The organism is Kitasatospora sp. NPDC059571, from assembly GCF_042735675.1.
Classification (GTDB): Bacteria; Actinomycetota; Actinomycetes; order Streptomycetales; family Streptomycetaceae; genus Kitasatospora.
The window spans coordinates 1-8,358 of the sequence record NZ_JBHWBW010000354.1 but is presented as its reverse complement, the minus strand read 5'-3'; the positions used below and the strand labels follow the sequence as shown (position 1 = coordinate 8,358).

General features: G+C 75.8%; 7 protein-coding genes and 1 pseudogene. 5 read left to right on the top strand and 3 right to left on the bottom strand.

Features of this window, described 5'->3' with window-relative positions:
• The 3 genes from ACFV0G_RS29215 to ACFV0G_RS29205 all read left to right on the top strand — a co-directional run.
• The coding region (locus ACFV0G_RS29215) for a threonine/serine exporter ThrE family protein (protein WP_380554476.1) at positions 1-1,665 on the top strand (1,665 nt) is incomplete at its 5' end.
• Positions 1,666-1,741: 76 nt separating this feature from the next.
• Entirely contained in the window at positions 1,742-2,821 is a 1,080-nt protein-coding gene (locus tag ACFV0G_RS29210) for a hypothetical protein (protein WP_380554479.1), read from the top strand.
• Between the two features lie 89 nt (positions 2,822-2,910).
• Complete coding sequence (locus tag ACFV0G_RS29205) at positions 2,911-4,236, top strand: GNAT family N-acetyltransferase (RefSeq protein ID WP_380554473.1); 1,326 nt, start codon at positions 2,911-2,913, stop codon at positions 4,234-4,236.
• 103 nt (positions 4,237-4,339) lie between these two features.
• Here ACFV0G_RS29205 and ACFV0G_RS29200 read toward each other — a convergent pair whose 3' ends face one another.
• Positions 4,340-5,119 (bottom strand): TetR family transcriptional regulator, encoded by a 780-nt coding sequence (locus ACFV0G_RS29200; RefSeq protein ID WP_380554470.1) that lies wholly within the window; start codon positions 5,117-5,119, stop codon positions 4,340-4,342.
• Positions 5,120-5,329: 210 nt separating this feature from the next.
• Between ACFV0G_RS29200 and ACFV0G_RS29195 the strand changes: the two genes are divergently transcribed.
• A complete protein-coding gene (locus tag ACFV0G_RS29195) occupies positions 5,330-5,863 on the top strand; it encodes a GNAT family N-acetyltransferase (protein WP_380554467.1) in 534 nt (177 codons plus the stop codon).
• On the opposite strand, the gene ACFV0G_RS29190 is transcribed toward ACFV0G_RS29195, so the two are convergent.
• Both ACFV0G_RS29190 and ACFV0G_RS29185 read right to left on the bottom strand, forming a co-directional pair.
• Positions 5,844-6,323 carry a macro domain-containing protein gene (locus ACFV0G_RS29190; protein WP_380554463.1) on the bottom strand — a complete coding sequence of 160 codons (480 nt, stop codon included), beginning with the start codon at positions 6,321-6,323 and terminating at the stop codon, positions 5,844-5,846. The two genes, ACFV0G_RS29195 and ACFV0G_RS29190, sit on opposite strands and share 20 nt — an antisense overlap.
• Before the next feature lie 10 nt (positions 6,324-6,333).
• Complete coding sequence (locus ACFV0G_RS29185; protein ID WP_380554460.1) at positions 6,334-7,599, bottom strand: MFS transporter; 1,266 nt, start codon at positions 7,597-7,599, stop codon at positions 6,334-6,336.
• 130 nt (positions 7,600-7,729) lie between these two features.
• Here ACFV0G_RS29185 and ACFV0G_RS29180 point away from each other — a divergent pair.
• Positions 7,730-8,308 (top strand): annotated as a pseudogene (locus ACFV0G_RS29180) (LysR family transcriptional regulator); the annotation flags it as partial.
• Positions 8,309-8,358 lie beyond the last annotated feature (50 nt).

The following is an 8,358-nucleotide window of genomic DNA, read 5'->3' as shown; positions in this document are numbered from 1 at the left end:
GGGGCGCGCCCCCGCGGCGCGCGCCGCCGCCCCCCCCCCCGCCCCCGCGCGCCCCCCCCCCCGCGGGCCCCCCCCCCCCCGCGCCGGGTCGCCCCCGCCGACGCCCCGCCCACCGAGGGCCTGCTCGGCCCCGGCCCGGCCGGCCGCCGCAGCGGCGAGGACACCCTCACCCCGGAGGACTGGCGCGCCGCCGGCTACACCCCGGCCGCCGGCATCGCCGTCGCGGACCTCCGGCTCGGCGCCCCCGGCGCGGCCCCCTGGCCGGACCGGATGCGCACCCTGCTGCGCACCCCGATGACCGAGCGCCCGGCCTTCGAGCGCAGCCCGCGCGAGCTGCACCCGTCGGCCGGCACGTCCCGGCACGTCCCGCGGGTCCTCGACCTCACCCTGCGGATCGGCGAGCTGCTGCTCGCCAGCGGCGAGGCCGCGGAGGACGTCGAGGCCGCCATGCTGGGCATCAGCCACGCCTACCGGCTCGACCACTGCGAGCCGCAGGTCACCTTCACACTGATCTCCATCACCTACCACCCGTCGCTGATCGACCCGCCGGTCAGCGCCGCCCGCACCGTCCGCCGGCGCACCTCCGACTACACCCGGCTCGCCGCCGTCTACCGGCTCGTCGCCGACATCACCGCCGAGAAGATCCCGGTCAACGACGCCTACCGCCGGCTCGCCGAGATCCGCCGCAACCGCCACCCCTACCCGGTCTGGCTGCTCGCCCTGGCCACCGGGCTGCTGGCCGGCGCGGCGACCTTCCTGGTCGGCGGGAAGATCGACGGCAAGGCCTGGCTGGTGTTCGCCGGCGCGTTCCTGGCCGCCGCGGTCGGCGACCGGCTGGCCTCCCTGGTGGCCCGGCGCGGACTGCCGGAGTTCTACCAGTTCGTGATCGCCGCGATGCCGGCCGCCCTGCTCGGCATCGTCCTCTCCTTCAACGACCTGCACCTGCGCGGCTCGGTGGTGATCACCGGCGGACTGTTCGCCCTGCTGCCCGGCCGCGCCATGGTCGCCGCCGTCCAGGACGGCCTCACCGGCTTCTACATCACCGCCGCCGCCCGCCTGCTCGAAGTGCTCTACCTGATCGCCGGCATCGTCGTCGGCGTCCTGCTGGTCCTCTACATCGGCGTGAACTACAACGCCAAGCTCCGCCCCGACGAATCGCTCGGCGGCTCCGTCGACCCGCCCGTCCAGCTGATCGCCGCCATGGTGCTCACGCTCGCCTTCGCGATGCTGCTGCAGACCGAGCGGCGCACCCTCCCGATGGCCGTCCTCAACAGCGGCATCGGCTGGTCCACGTACGGGGTGCTGGCCAACTCCGGGATCTCGCCGATCGTCGCCACCGGCGTCGCGGCCGGCCTGGTCGGCCTCTTCGGGCAGCTGATGGCCCGGTACCGCTACGCCTCCGCGCTGCCGTACGTCACCGCCGCGATCGGGCCGCTGATGCCCGGTTCGGCGATGTACCTCGGCATGCTCGCCTTCGCCCAGGGACACGCCAGCGCCGGGCTGGTCTCGGTCAGCCGCGCCGCAGCCCTCGCGCTGGCGCTCGCCATCGGTGTGAACCTGGGAGGCGAGATCGCCCGGCTGTTCCTCAAGGCGCCCGGCGCGAGCGAGCGGGTGGAGCCCCCGCCGGTGCCCCGCCGCGCGGCCAAGCGCACCCGGGGCTTCTGAGCGCGCGTTAGACCCGGCGGCGGACCAGGACCGGCCGCGGCCGGGGCATCAACCGACAACGAGGGCAACACCCGTGATGAACCACCTGCTGGACGGTTACCACGAGCACATCGTCGCTGCGCACAAGCAGCCGCTCTTCCTGCTGCTCGTCGGCTTCATCACGTCGTTCGTCGGGATCCGGTTCAGCGTGCGGATGATCCGGGCCCAGGTCCGCTGGTGGCCCGGCAACATCACCCCCGGCGGCCTGCACATCCACCACATGGTGTTCGGGCTCGGGTTCCTGCTGGTCGGCGGCATCGGGGTGTTCGCCACCAACGGCGGGCACCCCTGGATCGACTGGTTCGGGCTCTGCTTCGGGATCGGCTGCGGCCTGGTGCTGGACGAGTTCGCGCTGATCCTGCACCTCGACGACGTGTACTGGAGCGAACAGGGCCGCAAGTCCGTGGACGCCGTCATCTTCGGCATCCTGGTCACCGCCGTGCTGCTCACCGGCTACGTCCCGCTCGGCGTCGTCCCCGGCCAGAGCACCCGGTGGGGGCTGGTCGCGGTGATCTCGGTCAACGCGGTGGTCTCCATCGTGGCCCTGCTCAAGGGCAAGGTCTGGACGGGTCTGCTCGGCATCATGGTCCCCGGCCTGTCCTGGATCGGAGCCGTCCGGCTCGCCCGGCCCAGCAGCCCCTGGGCGCGCTGGCGGTACGCGAACCGGCCCCGCCGCAGGCGGCGCGCACTGCGGCGCGAACGGCTGCTGCACGCCCGGGCCGACCGGGCGCGCACCTGGCTCTTCGACCTCATCGCGGGCGCGCCCGACAAGGTGCCCGCCCACCGTGCGGCCGCCCACCGGGTCGCCGAGCGGATGGCCGCCCGGGCCACCGCTCACCTCGACGCCCAGCACGCCCGGGCGCTGGCCCGCCGCTCGGCCCGGCTCGCCGACCGCCGCACCGCGGCCCTCGCCCTGGGCCGGACCGGCCACGAACGGCCCGCCGGCGGTGCGCCCGACCCCGCCCGGCAGGCCCTCGCGCACGCCCGCCGGCGCGCCGTCCGGGCCGGCCGGCACCGCAGCTACGGCCTCCGCACCGCCTCCCCGGTCGGGCCCGAGCCGCACACGCCCTACCGCCACCCGCGGCTGCCGCACCCCCAGCCCCGCCGGCCCGTCTGAGGCACCGTCGCCCTGCGCCGCGGGGCACCGCCCGGCGGCCGGTCCGAAAACCGGATGCCGCCGACCGGATGCCGCCGTACCGTGGCCGAATGGGCAACGAGGCAGCAGCCGGCACGGGCCGGCGCGAGGGACAGGGCGGCGGAGCGCGCGCGGCAGCGGACGGCGTCGAGGTCCGCGCCATCACCGAGGACGAACTGCCGCTCTGGGACCGCGCCGTGGCACGCGGGTTCCTGCGACCCCACCTGGACGAGGGCACCGACTACCGGCGACTGGTCTTCGAGCCCGGCCGCTCGCTGGGCGCCTTCGACGCGTACGACCCGAGCCGCTGCGTGGCCACCTTCCGCAGCTTCGACAGCGAACTGACCGTGCCGGGCGGCGCGGTGCTGCCGGTGGACGCGATCACCGCGGTCACCGTCAACGCCACGCACCGCCGGCGCGGCCTGCTCACCGAGATGATGGGCCGCGACCTCGCGGCCGCCCGGGAGCGCGGCAGCGCGGCGGCGATCCTGATCGCCGCCGAGTACACCATCTACGGCCGGTACGGCTTCGGCCCGGCCACCCGCGGCCATGCCTGGCGGATCGACCTGCAGCGCGCCACCCTGCGCCCCGACCTGCGGGCGGCCCCCGGCCGGACGGACTTCGTCACCATGGCGGAGGCCCGCAAGCTGGGCGCCGAACTGCACGAGCGCTGGCGGCGCACCCAGCCCGGCGCGATCAGCCGCCCCGCGGCCTGGTGGCGGCTGCACACCGGCGACGTCACCCTCCCCGGCTACGACTGGAAGGAGCCGTTCCTCGCCCTGCACCGGGACGAGAGCGGCACCGTCACCGGCCTGATCGCCTACCGGGTCGACGACGTCTGGGACGGACCCGTACCCGACTGCACGCTCACCGTGGTGGACTTCCTCGCGCTGGACATGCCCACCGCCGTCGCCCTGTGGCGGCTGGCCCTCTCGGTCGACTGGGTGCGCACCGTGGTGGTCGAGAACGTCGGCCCGGACGACCCGCTGCCGCTGCTGCTCACCGACCCCCGGGCCGCCTCGCCGGGCCGCGACAGCTCCGACTTCCTGTGGCTGCGGCTGCTCGACCTGCCCGCCGCCGTCGCGGCCCGCAGCTACCGCGCGGCCGGCCGGCTGGTGCTCGACGTGGCCGACCGGGACGGGCACACCGCCGGCCGCTGGCTGCTGGAGACCGCCGAGGACGGCACCGGGCGGTGCACCGCTCTGGATCCCGCGGCGGGCGACGCGGTCGACCTGGCGCTGGACGTCTCGGCGCTCGGCTCGCTCTACCTCGGCACCGAGTCCGCCGTGCGGCTCGCCCGGGCCGGCCTGGTCGCCGAGGTGCGCCCGGGCGCGGCCGAGCGGGCCGACCTGATGCTGCGCACCGCCGTGCAGGCCTGGAACCCGGACGGGTTCTGAGGCGCCGGCCCGGCCGCGCCGACGACTCTGCGCGCAGCCGGGCCCTGCCGCGCCGCCGACTCTGCGCGCAGCCGGGCCCTGCCGCGCCCCGCGGCCACGGGCCTCAGGTCGCGGTGCGGCCGATGGTCGGCAGGATGAAGTCCTGGATGAGCCCCTTGGCGTCGCGGACCAGCGGCCGGAAGACCCGGTAGCGGGAGAGGCCGACCACGCGGGCCACCATCGGGGTGGAGCGGCGGACGAACTCCCGTGTCCGCTCCTGCTCGGGTGTGTGGTCGAAGACCCAGTACAGCACGATGATCATCAGGTGCAGCCAGAGCAGGTCGGGCAGCAGCTCGCGCAGCTCGGGGTCGAGTTTGGGGGCGATGTCCGACCCGGTCAGCACGTCGCGGAAGAGGGCGACGGCGGTGGCCCGCGCCCGGTGCGACTCGTTGGCGAACGGGCTGAGCGAGGAGTTCGGGTCGGCCGCGGTGCGGAAGAACTGCGCGGCGAACTCGTGGTACGGGGCGGCGCAGTCCAGCCACGAGGCGAGGGCGAGCCCGAGCCGGTCGGCGAACTCGGTGTGCCCGGCCATCCGCTCCCCGGCGTCGACGGCGTGCTGCACCGTCATGCCGTCGTAGAACCCCTGGATCAGGAATTCCTTCTTCTCGAAGTAGTAGTACGCGTTGCCGACCGAGATCCCGGCCTCGGCGGCGATCGCGCGCATGGTGGTCTTCTCGTAGCCGCGTTCCTGGAACAGGCGCATCGCGGTGTCGAGGATCAGGGCGCGGGTCTGCTCGCTCTTGTCGGTCTTCGGGCGGGCGCGACCACCGGGGAGCTCGGCGCCGAGCGCGGGTTCCTGGACAGGCTGGTCCATGTCGCGGGTGCTGCCCTTCTGCTCGTCCACGGCCCTGAGCCTAACGGGGGACAGCGGCTCCCCGGCCCGGACGGCCGCGGTCACCCCGCGCGGGCGGGCCGCACCGGCGGCCCCCTCGACGGCCGGTTCGGCCCGCGGCGCGGGCGGGGCATAGTTTCGAACATGTTCAAAAGTCTGCCGCGACCGACTCTAGAGGGGATCCTGAACGCGTTCAAGCCCCGGCTGTGGCAGGCTCGGCCCATGACCGGACCGATCACCGTCCGCACCGGCACCGCCGCCGACGCGCCCGCCGTCGCCGCGCTGCACGCGGCCAGCCAGCGCAGCGCGTACGCCGGGATCGTCCCGGACGAGGCGCTCGGCGACGGACTGCCAGCCCAGCGGCAGGAGATCTGGGCGCTGCGCCTCACCGTCGACTACGGCGGCCCCGAGCACACCCCGACCCTGCTGGTCGCCGAGGACGGAGAGGGCCCGGTCGGCTTCGCCTACCTGGTGCCCGAACCGGACGGGCGGACGCTGCTCGACAACCTGCACGTCCGGCCCGGCCGCACCGGCGGCGGCATCGGGCGGCTGCTGCTGCGCGCCGCCCTGGAGCGGACCGCGCCCGCGCCGCTGCGCCTGGAGGTGCTGCGCGAGAATCGCCGCGCAATCGCCTTCTACGAGCGGGAGGGCGGCCGCCGCACCGCCGAGCGCACCGGCTTCTTCCCCGGCGGGCACGAACTCCCCGAGTACGAGTACACCTGGGACGGCGCACCGCTCACCGGTCGTACACCGTGACCGGCACGCCCCGCTCCGCGAGCCGCGACAGCACCAGCGGCTCCACCCGCTCCCACCGGCCGCCGGCCAGCCCGCAGCCGATCCTCGGCATGTGCACCGAGGCGCCGAGCCGAAGTGCGTGGTCCCCCAGCGCGGCCAGGGCGCGGTCGATCGCCTCGTAGCGGACCGGGACGCCGGTCGACCGGCCCGTCCGGATGCCGCGCTGGCCGACCAGGTTGGCCACGGTGACGTACCGCTCGACCCGGACCAGCTGCACCGCGCCGAGGCCGAAGTCGTTCTGCGCGCGCTGCCGGTGCCAGGCCCGGTAGGCGGCCTCCGGCTCGGGCCAGCGCCGGGACAGTGCCAGCACGAAGCCCTTGCCCCAGCCGCCCAGGTCGTTGCAGCAATGCGCGATGATCTTGACCCCGCTGCCGAGCGGCGCGGTGGCGTCCCCGCGCACGTAGCTGATGCTCTCCCCCATGGGGCCGACGCTAGCCGCCCGCACCGACAGGAGTCCCCCGCATTTCCGCCGCCTGCGCCGCCCGGCCGGCCGGGCGGCGCAGGACGGGCAGGCCGGCCGCCACGATCAGCAGGGCGGTGGCGGCCGCACCGGCCGGCACCCAGTAGCCGGTGCCCGGCGCCGCCCGCTGCGCCACCGCGCCGCCGAGCGCCGAGCCGGCCGAGATGCCGACCACGATCGCGGAGACCGCGGCGGACATCCCCTCGTTGAGCCGCTCCGCCGGAACGACCTCCTGCACCAGGGTCATCCCGCTCACCATGGTCGGTGCCGTGCCCGACCCGGCCACGAACAGCGCCGCGCCCAGCACCCACGGCCCCGCACCGGCCAGCCCGGCCGCGGCCGGCAGCAGGAGCAGCCCGGCCATCGCCCCGGCGCCCGCGAGCAGCCGGACGGCCGCCGACCGCCGCGGCCGCACCAGCCCGAGGAAGAGCCCGGACGCGCACGACCCGGCCGCGACCAGCGCCAGCAGGGGGCCCGCCGCCGACCCGTGGCCGAGCGCATCGGTGTAGGCGATGGTGGTGACCTCCATGGCGCCGAACACCACGCCGGTCGCGAGGAAGGCGGGCAGCAGGACGCGCAGGCCGCGGCCGGCCGGCCCGGATCCGCCCTCCGGCCGGTGCGCCGCACGGCGGACCGCCGGCCGCACCGGCGGCTCGGTGCCGCGCTGCGCGGCGAACAGCAGGACGCCGGCCGCGCAGAGCACACCGGAGACCAGCAGCCCGGCCTCCGGGAAGAACGCACGGCAGAGCAGGACCGCGAGCACCGGGCCGGCCATGAAGCAGAGCTCGTCGAGCGCCTGCTCCAGCGAGTTGGCGAGGTGGCGGGCGGCCTCGTCCGCCTGCAGCAGGTGCGCCCACCGGGCCCGGGCCATGCCGCCCAGGTTGGGCACGCCGCTCGCCAGCGCCCAGCAGGCGAACAGTGTCCACGCCGGTGCGCCGAACCGGGTGCAGAGCAGCAGCCCGGCCAGCGGCACCGAGCTGCCGAGCACCGCCGGGACGGCCACCCTGGCCTGCCCGTGCCGGTCGACCAGCCGCCCGAGCAGCGGCATGCCGACCGCGACGGCGGCCAGCCCGGCCGCGGAGACCGCACCCGCCAGGGCGTACGAGCCGCGCCGGTCGGCGATCAGGGTGACGGTGGCGACCCCGCTCATCGACAGGGCGAGACGGGCGAGCAGTCCGGCCAGGGTGAAGGCGAGGGCGCCCGGCAGGGCGAGGATGCGGCGGTACGAGGCGAACACGGGTCTCCAGGTCAGGGGCGGGATACCGGTCAGCCTGGCGGGCCGGGCCCGGTGGCGTCCAACACCTGTTCGGCCGAATTGACAGCATCGTGTTGTCAATGCCGCTGCGGGCCGCCTAACCTGCTGCACCATGCCCCAGGACCTGCACCCGCGCCTGCTGCGCGGCTTCGTCGCGACCGCCGAGACGCTGCACTTCGGTCGCGCCGCCGGCCTGCTGCACGTCGCGCAGCAGGCCCTGAGCCGGGACATCCGCACGCTGGAACGGGCGCTCGGCGAGGTGCTGTTCCACCGCACCACCCGCAGCGTGGAGCTCACCCCCGCCGGGGAGCTGCTGCTGCCACGGGCCCGGCGGCTGCTGGCCCTGCACGACGAGATCGTCTCCTCCGCGGCGGCCCGGCCCCTGCTGGTGGACCTCAACAGCGAGGTGGAGGGCACCGACCTCACCGCCGGACGGGTGCTGGCGGCGGCGCGGGCCGCCGTCCCCGACTGCGACCTGCTGGCCCGCTTCCACGGCGGACTCGCCAGTGCGGCGGGGGAACTGCTCGCCCATCGGCTGGACGCCTCGTTCGGCCGCTTCGCCGGGCTGCCGGCCCGGGTGCGGTCGCAGCTCGCCCACTGGCCGGTGCGGCTGGAGCCCATGGCGGTGATCCTCCCGGTCGGCCACCCGCTGGCCGGCCGGGCCGCGGTGCCGCGGGCCGCCCGGGGCGGCCCTCCGCGGGGCCCCGGGCGCTTATAAACAACAGTCGCGGCCGACCATGG